Source organism: Bradyrhizobium sp. BR 1433, assembly GCF_051547665.1.
In the GTDB taxonomy this organism is placed as follows: domain Bacteria; phylum Pseudomonadota; class Alphaproteobacteria; order Rhizobiales; family Xanthobacteraceae; genus Bradyrhizobium; species Bradyrhizobium australafricanum.
This window is the reverse complement of record NZ_JBPUGG010000001.1, coordinates 4,453,444-4,468,699: the sequence shown is the minus strand read 5'-3', so window position 1 is coordinate 4,468,699 and position 15,256 is coordinate 4,453,444. Positions and strand designations below refer to the sequence as shown.

The following is a 15,256-nucleotide window of genomic DNA, read 5'->3' as shown; positions in this document are numbered from 1 at the left end:
TCTGACGAATCAAGATACGGAACCACTGACAATGACGGCACACCGATTCGGCGTACGCTTGTTCGGCGTACGTTTGGGCTTTGCGCTTCTGACGGCAACGTTCGCCGCGCCTTGCGCGCTCGCGCAGCAGGCCGACGCCCCGCAGAAGCCCGGCAAGATGATCCACGCCGGCGACGTGCTGTCGGGAGAGCTCGGCGTCATGAAGGTGCGTGACGCCAAGAACCGCGGCAAGCGCGTCGCGACCTACCAGATCACCAGCGAGCCGCGCCGCCTGCCGCCGCCGAACGGTCTGTGCAATCTCGAGACCGGGCCGGAAACCTTCCAGCTGATTCCGACCAACGACGCCCAGGCCGCGCAGCTCAAAAGCCTCTCCGGCAAGGAAATCTCGGTGAAGGTCGACGAAGTCGCCTGCGCCAAGGATGCCGGCGAGATGAGCGAAGCCATCGTCACCAAGTGGAGCGTAGTGGCGAAGTAGTCACCCCAACTTCGGTGTCATCGCCCGGCTCGACCGGGCGATCCAGTACGCCGCGGCTTCTCCGCTGAATTACGAACGCCTCTGGAATACTGGATCACCCGGTCAAGGGAAGCGGGTGATGACAGGGGAGCTAGACCCGCACCGGCCCCAGCTCGTCGAAATGCCCGCGCCGCTGCAGCCAGGCGAGCAGGATCAGGCTCGGGATCGCGACCAGCACGCAGATCACGAAGAACATCTGCCAGCCGACGGCCTTGGCCACATAGCCCGCGCCCGACGACAGATAGGTGCGGCCGACTGCCGCGAGCGCCGTCAGCAGCGCATACTGGGTCGCGGTGTGCAGCGGGTTGCGGCACAGCGCCGAGAGGTAGGCGACGAAGATCACGGTGCCGATCGCGCTGGTGAAATTCTCCGCGGTGATCGCAAGCGCGAGCGCCCATTGATCGACGCCGACATGGGCGAGCCAGGAGAACGACAGGTTGGCGACCGCCTGCAGCACGCCGCCGATCCAGAGGCTGGTCGCCAGCGAATAGCGCCGCGCCACGAAGCCGCCGGCAAAGCCGCCGATCAGGGTTGCGGCAAGGCCGACGCCCTTCACGATCGCCGCGTAATCGACCTTGGAAAAGCCGATGTCGATCACGAACGGCGCGGTCATGGTGCCCGAGAACGCGTCGGTGAACTTGAACAGCACCACAAAGGCGAGCGCAGCGAAGGCGTCCTTGCGGCTGAGGAACTCGGAGAACGCGCCGAGCGCGGCATGTAGCACGCGTTCGGCCGCGTTCTGCGCATGCGTCGCCGCCTCCGCGCCCTTCGATTGCGTCGGCTCGGTCGCCGCAAGCGCGGTGACGATGCCGATCACGACCAGCGCGGCCATCACCACATAGCCCCACATCCAGGCCGACAGGCGCACGAGGCCAGCGGACTCGAAGCCGCTGACGATGAACAGCGCGCCTGCGGTCGAGACCAGCATGCCGACGCGGTAGGCCGCGACATAGGACGCCATGCCGGCGGCCTGCTCGCTTTCAGGCAGGCTTTCGACGCGGAAGGCATCGACCACGATGTCCTGCGTCGACGATGCGGTTGCGACCAGCAGCGCGGCGAAGGCCGCGAACCACGGCGAGTGCGCCGGATCGGCCATCGCCAGCACCAGGATCGCCGCGATCAAGAGCAACTGCGAGAACAGCAGCCAGCCGCGGCGGCGGCCGAACATCTGCGTGAACAGCGGAACATGCAGCGCGTCGACCAGCGGCGCCCAGAGGAATTTCAGCGTGTAGGGCGTGCCGATCAGCGCCAGCAGCCCGATGGTGCCGAGATCGACCCCGGCCTCCTTCATCCAGACCTGCAGCGTCGAGCCCGACAGTGCCAGCGGCAGCCCCGAGGAGAAGCCCAGCAGCAGCACGACCAGCACCCGCGGCTGCAGATACACCGCAAAACTGTCGCGCCAGGAGGTGGCGGCGGGGGGATTCTTTTCCGGTTGGGTCGCGGTCACTTCGGGCGCGGTCATGTCCCTCTGTTAGCAGATTCGACCGCAGCTGCCTTGGCTCCCTCTCCCCGCTCTTTCGCGGGGAGAGGGTTGGGGTGAGGGGCTTTCTCAGCGAATTATGATGGGTGCAATGTGCGGAAGCTCCCCCTCACCCGAAATTCGCGCGATGCGCGAATTTCGACCTCTCCCCGCAAGTGGGGCGAGGTGACTTCGGGGCTACTCCCCCGCCTGCAGCTTGCGCGGGGCGGGGAACAGGTCGGGGGCGGGCTTGACGAAGCGGGGGACCTCGATCGGGGTCTCGGACTTGCTGAAGTCGAGTTCCTCGATCCGGCCGGCGCGTTTCTCGATCTTGTCGGCGGAGATCAGGATCTGCCTGACGTCCTCGTTCACCTGGCCGAAATGGGTCTGCAGCTTGAGCACGCGATCGCGCAGGCGGCCGAGGTCGTCGCCGAGATGCATCACCTCGTTGCGGATCTGGTCGGCGGCGTCGCGGATGCGGGCGTCCTTCAGGATCTGCTGCATCACCTGGATCGCCAGCATCAAGAGCGAGGGCGATACCAGCACGACGCGCGCGCGATAGGCCTTCTGGATCACGTCGTCGAAGCCGTCATGGATCTCGGCATAGACCGATTCCGACGGCACGAACATCAGCGCGGTGTCCTGGGTCTCGCCAGGGATCAGGTACTTCTCCGCGATGTCGCTGACATGCTTCAGCACGTCGGCGCGCAGCCGCTGGCTGGCGAATTTGCGCTCCTCGTCGCTGCGCGCATCGTGCAGCGCGGTCATGGCCTCGAGCGGGAATTTCGCGTCGATGCAGAGCGGGCGCTGGTCGGGCAGAAACACCACGCAGTCCGGCCGCTTGCCCGACGTCAGCGTGTACTGGAACTCGAACGAGCCCTTCGGCATGCCGTCCTGGACGATCGCCTCCATCCGCGCCTGGCCGAAGGCGCCGCGCGATTGCTTGTTGGCGAGCACGTCGCGCAGCGTCGTCACCTGGGTGGTGAGTTCGTTGAGGTTCTTGTGCGCGTGGTCGATGATGCCGAGCCGCTCATGCAGCACGCGCAGCGAATCCATCGTGTTGCGGGTCGATTGCTCCATCGACTGGCCGACCCGGTGGGTCACCGAATCGAGCCGCTCGTTGACGGCCCGGGCCATCTCGGCCTGGCGGCCGGCCAGCGCCTGCGCCATAGTATCAACCTTGGCATCGACCCGCCCGGAGGATTCGCTCTGGGCCCGCAGCATGTCGGCGAGGCGCTCCTCCAGCTCTTCGGCGCGGATGGCCTGGGCCATTGCGAGTTCCGCGCCGCGCCGGCTGGCGCGTGCGATCACCACCGCAATGGCGAACAGCAGGATCAGCGCCAGCGCCCCAAGGCCGATCAATGCGTCGGAGACACGGACGGGAAGGTCGCCAATCGTGAGGAGAATCTCGTTCATGCCGGCAGTTGTAGCCGATTCGCGGCCAGGTGCGAACGAAGAGGGAACGCTTATGGTAAATGCATTCCTGATTTTCACGGTTAATGCGGGGTGAAGAAACGTGGTTAACGTTGTCCTAACGGGTTCCTGAGCGCATTGACCCCATGAAGTCAGCAGCTTAAATCGCCGCCATGGCATTAAGAGAAATCATCATCCTGCCGGACAAGCAGTTGCGGCTGGTGTCGAAACAGATCGAGAAGGTGACGCCGGAGATCCGCAAGCTGGCCGACGACATGCTCGAGACCATGTATGACGCGCCCGGCATTGGGCTCGCGGCGATCCAGGTCGCGCAGCCGCTGCGGCTGATCACCATGGACCTCGCCAAGCGCGACGAGAACGGCGAGACCACGGCGAAGCCGCGCGTCTTCATCAATCCGGAGATCATTGCGCGTTCGGAAGAGCTGTCGGTGTACGAAGAGGGCTGCCTGTCGATCCCCGAATATTACGAGGAGGTCGAGCGGCCGGCGCGGGTACGCGTGCGATTCACCGATCTCGACGGCACGGTGCATGAGGAGGATGCGGAAGGGCTCTACGCCACCTGCATCCAGCACGAAATCGATCATCTCAACGGCGTGCTGTTCGTGGATTATCTGTCGAAACTGAAGCGCGACCGCGTCTTCAAGAAATTCGAGAAGGCCGCCAAGCGCGCGGCGGAGTAACGCCGCTTATTCTCGGAAGAAATCGATCGCATGCCTCTCCGCCTGATCTTCATGGGCACGCCCGATTTCGCGGTGCCGACGCTGCTGGAGCTCGTGGCCCATGGCCATGAGGTCGTGGCGGTCTACACCCGCGCGCCGAAGCCGGGCGGGCGGCGCGGCCTGCAATTGCAGCCGACGCCGGTCGAGCAGGAGGCGCGCCGCCTCGGCATTCCCGTGCTGACGCCGAAGACCCTCAAGACCTCGGAAGCGCTCGAGGAGTTTCGCGCGCATGACGCGGATGCCGCCGTCGTCGTCGCCTATGGCATGATCCTGCCGCAAGCCATTCTCGACGCGCCGAAGCTCGGCTGCTTCAACCTGCATGCCTCGCTGCTGCCGCGCTGGCGCGGCGCCGCGCCGATCAACCGCGCCATCATGGCTGGCGATGCCGCGAGCGGCGTGATGGTGATGAAGATGGATGTCGGCCTCGACACCGGGGACGTCGCGATGGCCGAGCGGTTGCCGATATCGGACAGCATGACGGCATCCGATCTGCACGACGCGCTAGCGCCGCTCGGTGCCGACCTGATGGTGCGCGCGATGGCGGCGCTGGGGCGCGGCGGCTTGCAGCTGACGAAGCAGAGCGAGGACGGCGTCACCTATGCGGCCAAGATCGAGAAGGCCGAGGCGCGGATCGACTGGACACAGCCGGCGCATGCGGTGCTGCGGCACATTCACGGGCTCTCGCCGTTTCCCGGCGCCTGGTGCGAGCTCACCGGCGAAGGCGAGCCGGTGCGACTGAAGATCCTGCGCTGCGAGCAGGCGAAAGGCTCGGGCGCACCGGGCGCTGTGCTCGACGACAATTTCGCGATCGCCTGCGGCGACGGCGCGATCCGGATCCTCGAACTGCAGCGCGCCGGCAAGGCGCCGATGAAGGCGGCGGATTTCCTGCGCGGCACGCCGCTGAAGCCGCCTGCGCGACTCAGCTGATGCCCCGCTACAAGCTCACCATCGAGTATGACGGCACGCCGTTCTCCGGCTGGCAGATCCAGGACACCGCGCCGACCGTGCAGGGCGCGCTGGAGGCGGCGGTCAAGGCGATCTGTGGCGAGGACGTGCGCGTCCACGGCGCCGGGCGTACCGATGCCGGCGTGCATGCGCGCGGCCAGGTCGCGCATTGCGACATCGCCAAGCATTTTCCGCCCGGCCGCTTTCGCGACGGGCTGAATGCGCATCTGCGGCCCAATCCGATCGGCGTGCTCGCGGCTGACATCGTGCCCGACGATTTCGAGGCGCGGTTCTCCGCGACAAGGCGGCACTATCTCTATCGCATCACCAACACGCGCGCGAACCTCGCGCTCGACATCGGCCGCGTCTGGCGCGTGCCGCGCGCGCTCGATGCTGACGCGATGCACGCCGCCGCGCAGCGCCTGCTCGGCAAGCATGATTTCACCACCTTCCGCGACACCGAGTGCCAGGCCAAGTCGCCGGAGAAGACGCTCGATCAGCTCGACGTCACGCGCGAGGGCGACGCCGTCAACATCGTGACGTCGGCGCGCTCGTTCCTGCACAGCCAGGTGCGCTCGATGGTGGGCTCGCTGGTGTGGGTCGGCGAGGGTCGCTGGAGCGCCGACGATCTTGCCGGTGCGCTCGCCGCCCGCAACCGCGCCGCCTGCGGCCCCGTGGCGCCGCCGGACGGGCTCTACCTGATGCGGGTGGATTACTAGGCGGTGTGAATGATCTTGTAGGATGGGTAGAGCGAGGCGAAACCCATCATGTGCGCCGCGATTCGAGGTAATGGGTTTCGCTGCGCTCTACCCATCCTACAGACTGTATCTGGTGCGAGTGGATACTAGTGGCCCCAATCCCTACTGTGCATGGGGTTGTTTTCGATGTTTTTGTCCAGCCGCGCGGCTGGCCTACCCGAAATACCGCTCCAACACGCCCCGATAGATCCGCGTCAGCTTCTCCAGATCAGCCACCGGCGTGCGCTCGTCGACCTGGTGCATGGTCTGACCGACCAGGCCGAACTCGATCACCGGGCAATAGCTCGAGATGAAGCGCGCGTCCGAGGTGCCGCCGGAGGTCGATAGCTCCGGCCTGCGGCCGGTGATCTCCTCGATCGCGGCGACCGCGAGGTCGGTGAACGGGCCGGGCTGGGTGACGAACACGTTCGAGTTCGACGGTTGCCAATCGATGTGGGCGCGGATCCGGTTGCCGCAGGCTTTCGCCAGCCGTTCGTCGACCAGCTGGCGCAGGCTCTCCTGGGTGTGGTTGTCGTTGTAGCGGATGTTGAACTTCGCGCGCGCCTGGCCGGGGATCACGTTGCTGGCGGTGTTGCCGACATCGACCGTGGTGAATTCGAGGTTGCTGGCCTGGAACTGCGCGCTGCCGTGATCGAGCGGCTCGTCGCTCAGCGCCACGATCAGCCGCGAGATATCAGGCACCGGGTTGGAGGCGCGGTGCGGATAGGCGACATGGCCCTGCACGCCGTCGACCACCAGCGTGCCGGACTGCGAGCCGCGCCGGCCGATCTTGATCATGTCGCCCAGCACTTCGACATTCGAGGGCTCGCCGAGCACGCAATGATCGAATGTCTCGCCGCGCTCGGCGCACCATTTCAACAGCTTGACGGTGCCGTTGATCGAGACGTCTTCCTCATCGCCGGTGATCAGGAAGGAGATCGAGCCGTTGCCATTCTCTTGTGGCTTGCCGTCATGGTCGCCGAGATATTGCAGCACAGCGGCGACGCTGCAGGCGATGCCGCCCTTCATGTCGACGGCGCCGCGGCCATAGAGATAACCGTCCTTCACCTCGCCGGAGAACGCGCCGAGCGTCCACGCGGCTTCATCGCCAGGCGGCACCACGTCGGTGTGGCCGGCGAAGGTGATATGCGGCGCCGAGGTGCCGATGCGCGCATAGAGGTTGTCGATATCGGCGGTGCCGGGCTCGGAGAAGGTCACGCGGTGGACTTCGAAGCCTGCGGCTTTCAGCAGGTTTTCGAGAACGCCAAGCGCGCCGGCGTCGGCCGGGGTGACGGAGGGGCAGCGAACGAGATCGCGGGTAATCGAGACGGCATCACTCATGCGCCTCGCTTAACACGTCACACGGCGGGTGGACCAGCTTTGTGCGGCACGATATCGAGTTCGCTCTGCTGATCCCAGCCGCCCGCGGAGCGCGACCCGCTGTCGCGGCCTTGCCGCATATGGGTTTTCCCAAGCGGATTGGGGCCATAGCGATTGGGGTAGCTGGTGCCGCGCAAAAAGGCGAGCTCGATGAAGCCCCAGACATAGAGCACGAAGACGATCAGGCCCGCGGCCATCACCCAATAGGATTCATCGGGGAGCCGATCCGAGAACTGGCTCATGAGACCCGGGATCGCGAAAAACGGCACCATCCACCAGCCGCTCTTGTCGCGGTCGTGCAGTCGCTTGATCGAGACAGCGACATAGACCCAAACGAACAAGAACGTTCCGCAGGCCTTGACCAGCAATGCCGGCAATCCGGCCCAGCTCAGCGATTTGTAGCTGTCGGGGTCGAAGGCCCGGAAGATGTCGTCGACATTGAAGCTGAACCCGTTCTTGCCGCCGAGGCCGGCCGAGACCGCCAGCAAAGCCAGGAACATCATCCAGCAGACGATGATCAGCCCTGCGAGCCAGAATTTGGCCCGGTTGACGCGGCCCTTGAAGCCGAACAGGTAATTGGCCCAGTCCATAAAAATAAGCTCCGGGCTGCGGCAATTCTTCGCAGCCCGGAGATATGTCGGCGTCGGATCGAAATTGGTTCGATCAGTCCAGACCCGTCGTCCTGAGGTGCGAGCCTTGCGGCGCAATTGCGCCGCTGGGCGAGCCTCGAAGGATGCACGGCCCCGCTGGTGGCCGTCGACCCTTCGAGACGCCTGCTTCGCAGGCTCCTCAGGGTGACGGTGATGGACTGATCTCGCGGCGAAAAAGCGATCAATCCCGCAGCAGCTCGTTGATGCTGGTCTTGGCGCGGGTGCGCTCGTCGACCCGCTTGACGATCACGGCGCAGGCGGTGGCAGGTCCCGGCTGGCCGTTCTTCAGCGGCTTGGCCGGCAGGGTGCCGGGCACCACGACGGCATATTCCGGGACCTCGCCGACGAAGATTTCGCCGGTCTCGCGGTCGACGATCTTGGTCGAGGCGCCGAGGAACACGCCCATCGACAGCACCGCGCCCTTGCGCACGATCACGCCCTCGGCGACCTCCGAGCGCGCGCCGATGAAGCAGTCGTCCTCGACGATCACCGGCTCGGCCTGCAGCGGCTCGAGCACGCCGCCGATGCCGACGCCGCCGGAGATGTGCACGCGCTTGCCGATCTGGGCGCAGGAGCCGACCGTCGACCAGGTGTCGATCATGGTGGCTTCATCGACATAGGCGCCGAGATTGACGAAGGAGGGCATCAGCACGACGTTGCGGGCGATGAAGGCCGAGCGGCGCACGATCGCGCCCGGCACGGCGCGGAAGCCGGCGTCGCGGAAACGGTTCTCGCCCCAGCCCTCGAACTTCGACGGCACCTTGTCCCACCACGATGCCTTGCCCGGGCCACCCGCGATCTGATCCATGTCGTTGAGGCGGAACGACAGCAGCACGGCCTTCTTCAGCCACTGATTGACCTTCCACTTGCCGCTCGTCTCGCGCTCGGCGACACGGGCCTCGCCCTTGTCGAGCAGCTCCAGCGCGTGGTCGACCGCCTCGCGGACCTCGCCCTTGGTCGAGGTCGAAATGCCTTCGCGGGCGTCGAACGCGGTGTTGACGGTGGTTTCGAGGGCGGACAGCGACATCGGGACAATCCTTGGCGTATCGGGGATTATGACGGGATTTTGCGGGGCTTTTTCGGAATTTGGGGCCGCGGAGTCAAGGCAAACTCCTTCCTACCAAGCCGACTCTCTCCTCCCGTCGTCCCGGCCAAGCGAAGCGCGAGCCGGGACCCATAACCACGAATGCCAGCGTTGCGGCACGCTGGGGTCACGGCGAGTAGCCACACAGAGATTGGTGGTTATGGGTCCGGCTTTCGCCGGGACGACGTGGGGAGAGGTCAGGGCTTTCCGTTCAGCCGCTGCAGGAAGCCGGTGAGATCATCAGTGACATGATCGACATGGGCGGCGTCGCGGCCTTCGAGTTCCCAGGCCTCGCGCACCACCTCCTGGCTGCCGTCGGGCACGACCAGCACGGTGGTCATGCCGAGCTCATGCGGCACCACGAGGTTGCGCGCGAGGTCCTCGAACATCGCAGCCTTCGCCGGATCGACGTCGTGGAGCCTGAGGAACTTCTGGTAGGTCTGCGGTGCCGGCTTCGGCTCAAGATCGGCGGCGATGATGTCGAACACGCCGTCGAAATGGTTGCCGATGCCGAGCCGGCCCAGCACCGCATCGACATGGTCGACCGAGCCGTTGGTCAGGATCAGCTTGCGCCCCGGCAGTTTTGCGATCGCGGCTCCCATCGCCGGATTCGGCTGCAGCGGCGAGTGGTCGATCTTGTGCACATAGGCGAGATAGTCGTCGGCCTGCACGCCGTGCTCGGTCATCATACCGCGCATCGTGGTGCCGTAGCGCAGGTAGTAGTCCTTCTGCAGCCGCCGTGCTTCCTCGGGAGAGATCTTCAGCCAGTTGCTGACGAACTCGCCGATCCGCGCATCGACCTGCTGCCACAGGTTGACGTGATGCGGGTACAGCGTGTTGTCGAGGTCGAACACCCAGGTCTCGACATGGCTGAAGCTGCGGGGAGTATTCATTGTGGCTCTCCACTTGTCAGCGTGAACGTCGTTCCGCCCTCCGCCGTCGTCCTGGCGAAAGCCAGGACCCATACCGCGGAATTCATCAATGTGGCACGGTGCTCGTCGTTCTTCGCCAAACGCAGTCTTGTGGTAATGGGTCCTGGCCTTCGCCAGGACGACATCGATGTTTGCGGCCTCATTATCTTCATCACGGCATCGCAAAGCGCAGCGTCTTGCCGCCGCTGGTCATGTCGACGGTGGTGAAGCCGAGTGCGGCGAGGCCGCGGGTGCTGCAGTCGCCCTGTTCGTTGATCTCGAACTTGCTTTCGCGGGTGCAGAGCTGGACCCCGCCGCCCCAGTTCAGCGGCTTGTCCTTGATGCGGATGGCCCGGTTGTCGTTGTCGACCGCTTCAGCAAACGAATAGATCTGCTTCGGCGTGCCTGACACGTCCGGATGCAGGCACTTGCCGGGGTCGATGCGATACCAGCCGCGGCTGGTCACCACCTTGCCGTCGTCGGTTGCAACCGCGGCCATCACCTTGTGCGGCGTGTCGTTGCACCAGGTCAGCCCCGATGGCGACGGCTTCTGCACGGCATCGATCATGGTGGCGAAGAAATTCGGCGACTGCACGATGTCGCTGGCGAGCCCGCGACTCCTGAGGAACGCCGACAGCGCACTCTGGGTCTTCGGCCCGTCGACGCCATCGATTGGCGCGGCATCGTAGCCCGCGATCACCAGCAGGCGCTGGATGCCGGCGAGGCGCGCCTGATCGTCGTCATATTCGCTGTCTTCGGCGAGATAGGCGACCAGATGGCCGTCGTCGGTCTTGGTCGGCGTGATCTGGGTGAATTGCGCGGGCATCTGGCCGGAGCGGCATTGTCGCGCGGCGGCGATCACGAAATTGTCCTGCGCCACGCAGAGCGTGTCGGTGCCGTTCTGCGGGATCGGCGAAGCGCCATAGACGCCAAGCGCCCGCGCATTGAGCAGCACGCGGTCGGCGGTGAGCGCGCCCTGCACCACGACCCGGCAGGTCGCGGGATCGATGCGGAACCAGCCGCGTGTCGCGGTCGCGGCCTTGTCGTCGATGCCGATCGCGGCCTCGATCACATAGCTCATGCGGTTGCAGAGCTTGAGGTCGGCATGCGCCGGCGCCGACGAGAACAGGAACGACACCAGCGCGGCGGGCAGCGACATCGCGAGCCGCGCCGGCAGCGACCGGCGAGGAATCCTCGCCGTGTGTCCCGCGTCTGCCATTACTTGTGGATCAGCGTGCCGGTGCCCTGGTTGGTGAAGAGCTCGAGCAGCACCGCGTGCTGCGTCTTGCCGTCGATGATCACGACGCCCTGCACGCCCTGTTCGAGCGCGTAGATGCAGGTCTCGACCTTCGGGATCATGCCGCCGGAAATCGTGCCGTCGGCGATCAGCTTGCGGGCTTCCTTGATCGACAGGTCCGGAATCAGCTTCTTGGACTTGTCGAGTACGCCCGGCACGTCCGTCAGCAGCAGCAGGCGCTTGGCCTTCAGCGCGCCCGCGATCGCGCCGGCGAAGGTGTCGGCGTTGATGTTCAGGGTCTGGCCGTCCTGCGAGGTCGCCAGCGGCGCCAGCACCGGGATCAGCTCATAGCCGATCAGCTGATTGAGCAGCGTGAGGTCGACCTTTTCGGGATCGCCGACGAAGCCGAGATCGATGGCCTTCTCGATGTTGGAATCCGGATCGACCATGGTGCGCGTCGTCTTCGACGCCTTCACCATGTTGCCGTCCTTGCCGGAGAGGCCCACGGCCTTGCCGCCGGCCTCGTTGATGTAGCCGACGATCTGCTTGTTGACCGAGCCCGCCAGTACCATCTCGACGATCTCGATGGTCGCGGCGTCGGTGATGCGCAGGCCCGCGGCGAATTCCGACTGGATGCCGAGGCGCTTCAGCATGGTCGCGATCTGCGGCCCACCGCCATGCACGACCACCGGATTGATCGCGGTCTGCTCGAGCAGCACGATGTCGCGCGCGAACGCCTTCGCGGTGTCCTCGGCGCCCATGGCATGGCCGCCATATTTAATGACGATGGTTTCCTCGTCATATTCCTGCATGTGCGGCAGCGCCTCGGACAGGATGCGGGCCTGATCGAGCGGGCTGATGTGCTGGTCGGTCATGGGGCTGGTCTCGTCGTCAGCGGAGGGGTGGCGCGGTTCTATCTGATTGGCGGGCAGGGCGCAAAGCGGTCTTGACCCTCTCCCCTTGTGGGAGAGGGTGGCTTCGATGCGACGGCATTGAAGCCGGGTGAGGCGTTTGTCTCCGCGGATAGAGACCCCTCATCCGGCGCGGATTGCATCCGCGCCACCTTCTCCCACAAGGGGAGAAGGAAGTATGGCGGTCATCACCGCTTCGGCCACACCGCCGCGACCGCCAGTACCAGCCAGCTCAGGATCAAGAGCGTTCCGCCGGTCGGCGCAGCCATCGGAAACAATCCATGGCCGGCATATTGGCGCAGCACGAGGTCGCCTGCGAACAATGACGTCGCGATGACGAACCCGGCCGCCGCCGTGACTGCGAGCTTCGCATGGATGATCGCGCGATCCGCGACCGCGATGGCCGCGACGACGGCGGGTGCATGGAACAGCAGCATCGAGGATGCCGCCGCCAGCCGCGTGGCATCAGGCAAATGGGCTGCGGCCGCCGCCAGCATCACGCCGCAGGCGCCCATGGCAGCGGCAAGGCCGATCAGGAGGCGGGATGCGCCGCTCATCGGCGCCGTTCCTCGATCAGGCGCACCATGGCGGCACGCAGCTCCGGCATGCCGTCGCCGGTGCGCGACGAGGTCACCAGCATTTCGGGGAAGGCGGCGGGATGTTTTGCGAGTGTTGCTGACGTGTCGGCGATGACGGTCTTGAGTTCGCCGGCCTTCACCTGGTCGGCCTTGGTCAGCACGACCTGATAGCTGACCGCGGACTTGTCCAGCGTCTTCAGCACGTCGAGATCGACGTCCTTGATGCCGTGGCGCGCGTCGATCAGCACGTAGACCCGCGCCAGTGTCGCGCGCCCGAGCAGGAATTTGTGGATCAGCGCCGTCCACAACGCCACCTTGGTCTTGGGCGCCGAGGCGTAGCCGTAGCCGGGCATGTCGACCAGGCGGAAGCCCGCCTTCTCCGGCCCCTCGAAGAAGATCAGCTCCTGGGTGCGCCCGGGCGTGTGCGAGGTGCGAGCCAGGTTGCTGCGGCCGGTCAGCGCGTTGATCAGGCTCGACTTGCCGACATTGGAGCGGCCGGCAAACGCGACCTCGAGGCCGGCCATCGGCGGCAGCGTCTCGATCGAGGGCGAGGCCCAGATGAAGCGCCAGTCGCCGGCGAACAGTTTCCGGCCTTGCTCAATTAGCGCCGCATCGGGTTCGGTGCTCATGCGAAGGATTCCATCTCGTCGCGGCCAGACAAAGGCCCAAGGCGGGTCCTTGGCGTAGGACGACCCGGCCATCCAGGTCAACGTCCAGAGCCTCGGTTCTGGCCGCCCTCCAATATGTCGATGCCCGGCACAAGGCCGGGCATGACGTGGTGACGAAGCGCTGTTGCTGGAAGCTACGTCGCCTTCTTTGTCTCAGTCGTCACGCTTTTTTTTGAAACGTCGACTTCAGATTGTCGAACAGCTCCACCTTCACGCCGTTGCGCCGCATGATGTAGCTCTGCTGCAGCACCGACAGCAGGTTGTTCCAGGCCCAGTAGATCACGAGACCCGCCGGGAAGCCGGCCAGCATGAAGGTGAAGATCAGCGGCATCCAGTCGAAGATCATCTTCTGGGTCGGATCCGGCGGCGCCGGATTGAGCTTCATCTGGACCCACATCGTGATGCCCATGATGATCGGCCAGATGCCCATCACCAGATAGGCGCCGAAATGCGGTCCGAGCAGCGCGATCGGATCGAACGGAATCAGGCCGAACAGCGTGAACAGGTTGGTCGGATCGGGCGCCGAGAGGTCCTTGATCCAGCCGAAGAACGGCGCGTGCCGCATTTCGATGGTGATGAACAGCACCTTGTAGAGCGAGAAGAACACCGGGATCTGCAAGGCGACGGGAAGACAGCCCGCGATCGGGTTGATCTTCTCCTTCTTGTAGATCTCCATCATCTCCTGCTGCTGCTTCACGCGGTCATCAGGATAGCGTTCCTTCAGCGCCTGCAGCTGCGGCTGCACCGACTTCATCTTCGCCATCGAGGCGTAGGACTTGTTGGCGAGCGGGAAGAACAACAGCTTCACGATCACGGTCACCAGGAGGATCGCGATGCCGAAATTGCCGACCAGGCGATAGAACCAGTCGAGCGCCAGGAACATCGGCTTGGTGATGAAGTAGAAATGGCCCCAGTCGATCAGGAGATCGAAATGGTTGAGGCCGAGCTGCTTGTTGTAGCCGCCGAAGCCGACCAGCGGGAAGTTGAGGCCGACCGTGGCGGCCTCCTTCGCGCCGGCGAACAGCCGCCCGTTGGCAACGCCGGTGCCGCCGATCGGAATGGTCTGCGCGCCGAGCATGTAGTCGGTCTGGTAGCGCTTGTCGCCGGTGGTGAAGCGGGCGCTTTCGAGCGTTGCGGTGGTCTCCGGCAGCAGTGCCGTGGCCCAGTATTTGTCGGTGATGCCGAGCCAGCCGTCGGTGACCTTCGTGAACACGATGCCGCGCGAATTTCCGCCGGTCGAGGTCTTGGCCTCGTCGATGTTCTTGTAGCTGAATTCCTGCAGGCCGTGTTCGCCGAGATAGCCGATCGGGCCTTCATGCAGAATCGCGTAGCCGGAGACCGGCGGCTTGCCGCCGCGCGAGATCAGACCGAACGGATACAGCGTCACCGGCGCGCTGCCTTGATTGATGACCTCGTCCTTGATGCTGAAGAGGTAGCGATCGTCGATCGAGATGGTGCGGCGGAAGGTCAGGCCCTGGCCGTTCTCGTATTTCAGAATCACCGGGGTGCTCGGCGACAGGGTGTTCGATCCCTCCTGCTGCCAGACGGTTTCGGCGTTCGGCGTCTTCACCGATGAGCCGTTGGCGGTCAGCCACAGGAACTCGGCATAATAAGGCTCGGCCGTGCCCGACGGCGACAGCAGCACGACGGCCGGCGATTTGGGATCGACCGTCTCGCGGAACTGGACCAGCGAGAGGTCGTCGATCCGGGCGCCCTTCAGCGCGATGCTGCCGGTGACGCGCGGGGTCTCGATCTTGATGCGCGGGCCGGAGGCAAGCACCGTCTCGCGGCTCGCGACCGGAGCGTCGGCAGCAGGCGCGCCGGGAGCCGGAGAGGGAGTCGCCGAGGTACCCGGAGCAGTGCCGGGAGCAGCACCCGGAGTCGCCTGCGGCGCCGGCTTCTGCAACTCCGCCTGGCGCTGCGCCTCGCGCTGCTTCTCCATCTGCGGCACATTGTAGAAATATTGCCAGGCGATCAGGACGAGGCCGGACAGAATGACGGCAAGGATCGTGTTGCGGTTGTCGGACAT

The 15,256-nt window shown here is 65.1% G+C and carries 15 protein-coding genes; 4 read left to right on the top strand and 11 right to left on the bottom strand.

The window, feature by feature from the left end; translation table 11 throughout:
• Nucleotides 1-31 precede the first annotated feature (31 nt).
• The gene (locus ACSKB9_RS21750) at nucleotides 32-475 is read left to right on the top strand and encodes a hypothetical protein (protein ID WP_371852196.1); all 444 of its coding nucleotides are present in this window, start codon (nucleotides 32-34) and stop codon (nucleotides 473-475) included.
• A 130-nt stretch (nucleotides 476-605) separates the two neighbouring features.
• Here ACSKB9_RS21750 and ACSKB9_RS21745 read toward each other — a convergent pair whose 3' ends face one another.
• A complete protein-coding gene (locus tag ACSKB9_RS21745) occupies nucleotides 606-1,976 on the bottom strand; it encodes an AmpG family muropeptide MFS transporter (RefSeq protein ID WP_438075629.1) in 1,371 nt (456 codons plus the stop codon).
• Nucleotides 1,977-2,171: 195 nt separating this feature from the next.
• Complete coding sequence (locus ACSKB9_RS21740) at nucleotides 2,172-3,389, bottom strand: DNA recombination protein RmuC (RefSeq protein ID WP_316398618.1); 1,218 nt, start codon at nucleotides 3,387-3,389, stop codon at nucleotides 2,172-2,174.
• A 170-nt stretch (nucleotides 3,390-3,559) separates the two neighbouring features.
• Between ACSKB9_RS21740 and def the strand changes: the two genes are divergently transcribed.
• Genes def through truA form a run of 3 tightly spaced genes read left to right on the top strand, consistent with a single transcriptional unit; the run spans nucleotide 3,560 to nucleotide 5,790 of the window.
• Nucleotides 3,560-4,087, top strand: coding sequence for a peptide deformylase (gene def / locus ACSKB9_RS21735; RefSeq protein WP_438075627.1), 528 nt, complete (start codon nucleotides 3,560-3,562; stop codon nucleotides 4,085-4,087).
• 30 nt (nucleotides 4,088-4,117) lie between these two features.
• Nucleotides 4,118-5,053: a methionyl-tRNA formyltransferase gene (gene fmt, locus ACSKB9_RS21730; RefSeq protein ID WP_438075625.1), complete on the top strand. Its 936-nt coding sequence runs from the start codon at nucleotides 4,118-4,120 to the stop codon at nucleotides 5,051-5,053.
• The gene (gene truA, locus ACSKB9_RS21725; RefSeq protein WP_438075623.1) at nucleotides 5,053-5,790 is read left to right on the top strand and encodes a tRNA pseudouridine(38-40) synthase TruA; all 738 of its coding nucleotides are present in this window, start codon (nucleotides 5,053-5,055) and stop codon (nucleotides 5,788-5,790) included. The genes fmt and truA overlap by 1 nt, the downstream gene beginning before the upstream one ends.
• Before the next feature lie 192 nt (nucleotides 5,791-5,982).
• Here truA and dapE read toward each other — a convergent pair whose 3' ends face one another.
• The 9 genes from dapE to yidC all read right to left on the bottom strand — a co-directional run bounded on the left by dapE (nucleotide 5,983) and on the right by yidC (nucleotide 15,256).
• Nucleotides 5,983-7,149 (bottom strand): succinyl-diaminopimelate desuccinylase, encoded by a 1,167-nt coding sequence (gene dapE, locus ACSKB9_RS21720; RefSeq protein ID WP_438075621.1) that lies wholly within the window; start codon nucleotides 7,147-7,149, stop codon nucleotides 5,983-5,985.
• A gap of 17 nt (nucleotides 7,150-7,166) precedes the next feature.
• A complete protein-coding gene (locus ACSKB9_RS21715; RefSeq protein WP_438075619.1) occupies nucleotides 7,167-7,778 on the bottom strand; it encodes a DUF805 domain-containing protein in 612 nt (203 codons plus the stop codon).
• Nucleotides 7,779-8,019: 241 nt separating this feature from the next.
• Nucleotides 8,020-8,865 (bottom strand): 2,3,4,5-tetrahydropyridine-2,6-dicarboxylate N-succinyltransferase, encoded by an 846-nt coding sequence (dapD, locus tag ACSKB9_RS21710; RefSeq protein WP_438075617.1) that lies wholly within the window; start codon nucleotides 8,863-8,865, stop codon nucleotides 8,020-8,022.
• Nucleotides 8,866-9,119: 254 nt separating this feature from the next.
• Entirely contained in the window at nucleotides 9,120-9,815 is a 696-nt protein-coding gene (locus ACSKB9_RS21705) for a pyrimidine 5'-nucleotidase (RefSeq protein ID WP_438075615.1), read from the bottom strand.
• A 190-nt stretch (nucleotides 9,816-10,005) separates the two neighbouring features.
• Nucleotides 10,006-10,992, bottom strand: coding sequence for a DUF1036 domain-containing protein (locus ACSKB9_RS21700; RefSeq protein ID WP_438080331.1), 987 nt, complete (start codon nucleotides 10,990-10,992; stop codon nucleotides 10,006-10,008).
• A gap of 59 nt (nucleotides 10,993-11,051) precedes the next feature.
• Nucleotides 11,052-11,945 (bottom strand): acetylglutamate kinase, encoded by an 894-nt coding sequence (gene argB / locus ACSKB9_RS21695; RefSeq protein ID WP_016848093.1) that lies wholly within the window; start codon nucleotides 11,943-11,945, stop codon nucleotides 11,052-11,054.
• Nucleotides 11,946-12,169: 224 nt separating this feature from the next.
• Nucleotides 12,170-12,538, bottom strand: coding sequence for a DUF423 domain-containing protein (locus tag ACSKB9_RS21690; protein ID WP_438075613.1), 369 nt, complete (start codon nucleotides 12,536-12,538; stop codon nucleotides 12,170-12,172).
• Nucleotides 12,535-13,188: a ribosome biogenesis GTP-binding protein YihA/YsxC gene (gene yihA, locus ACSKB9_RS21685; RefSeq protein ID WP_438075611.1), complete on the bottom strand. Its 654-nt coding sequence runs from the start codon at nucleotides 13,186-13,188 to the stop codon at nucleotides 12,535-12,537. Before yihA ends, ACSKB9_RS21690 begins: the two co-directional genes overlap by 4 nt.
• Before the next feature lie 199 nt (nucleotides 13,189-13,387).
• On the bottom strand, nucleotides 13,388-15,256 hold the full coding sequence (gene yidC / locus ACSKB9_RS21680) for a membrane protein insertase YidC (protein WP_438075609.1): 1,869 nt from the start codon (nucleotides 15,254-15,256) through the stop codon (nucleotides 13,388-13,390).

What these genes read in the sequence shown, in the direction of transcription:
- ACSKB9_RS21690 (WP_438075613.1), bottom strand. Translation starts at nt 12,538, where the DNA reads ATGAGCGGCGCATCCCGCCTCCTGATCGGCCTTGCCGCTGCCATGGGC.
- ACSKB9_RS21745 (WP_438075629.1), bottom strand. Translation starts at nt 1,976, where the DNA reads ATGACCGCGCCCGAAGTGACCGCGACCCAACCGGAAAAGAATCCCCCC.
- argB (WP_016848093.1), bottom strand. Translation starts at nt 11,945, where the DNA reads ATGACCGACCAGCACATCAGCCCGCTCGATCAGGCCCGCATCCTGTCC.
- ACSKB9_RS21715 (WP_438075619.1), bottom strand. Translation starts at nt 7,778, where the DNA reads ATGGACTGGGCCAATTACCTGTTCGGCTTCAAGGGCCGCGTCAACCGG.
- yihA (WP_438075611.1), bottom strand. Translation starts at nt 13,188, where the DNA reads ATGAGCACCGAACCCGATGCGGCGCTAATTGAGCAAGGCCGGAAACTG.
- dapD (WP_438075617.1), bottom strand. Translation starts at nt 8,865, where the DNA reads ATGTCGCTGTCCGCCCTCGAAACCACCGTCAACACCGCGTTCGACGCC.
- def (WP_438075627.1), top strand. Translation starts at nt 3,560, where the DNA reads ATGGCATTAAGAGAAATCATCATCCTGCCGGACAAGCAGTTGCGGCTG.
- ACSKB9_RS21740 (WP_316398618.1), bottom strand. Translation starts at nt 3,389, where the DNA reads ATGAACGAGATTCTCCTCACGATTGGCGACCTTCCCGTCCGTGTCTCC.
- truA (WP_438075623.1), top strand. Translation starts at nt 5,053, where the DNA reads ATGCCCCGCTACAAGCTCACCATCGAGTATGACGGCACGCCGTTCTCC.
- dapE (WP_438075621.1), bottom strand. Translation starts at nt 7,149, where the DNA reads ATGAGTGATGCCGTCTCGATTACCCGCGATCTCGTTCGCTGCCCCTCC.
- ACSKB9_RS21750 (WP_371852196.1), top strand. Translation starts at nt 32, where the DNA reads ATGACGGCACACCGATTCGGCGTACGCTTGTTCGGCGTACGTTTGGGC.
- yidC (WP_438075609.1), bottom strand. Translation starts at nt 15,256, where the DNA reads ATGTCCGACAACCGCAACACGATCCTTGCCGTCATTCTGTCCGGCCTC.
- fmt (WP_438075625.1), top strand. Translation starts at nt 4,118, where the DNA reads ATGCCTCTCCGCCTGATCTTCATGGGCACGCCCGATTTCGCGGTGCCG.
- ACSKB9_RS21700 (WP_438080331.1), bottom strand. Translation starts at nt 10,992, where the DNA reads ATGTCGCTGCCCGCCGCGCTGGTGTCGTTCCTGTTCTCGTCGGCGCCG.
- ACSKB9_RS21705 (WP_438075615.1), bottom strand. Translation starts at nt 9,815, where the DNA reads ATGAATACTCCCCGCAGCTTCAGCCATGTCGAGACCTGGGTGTTCGAC.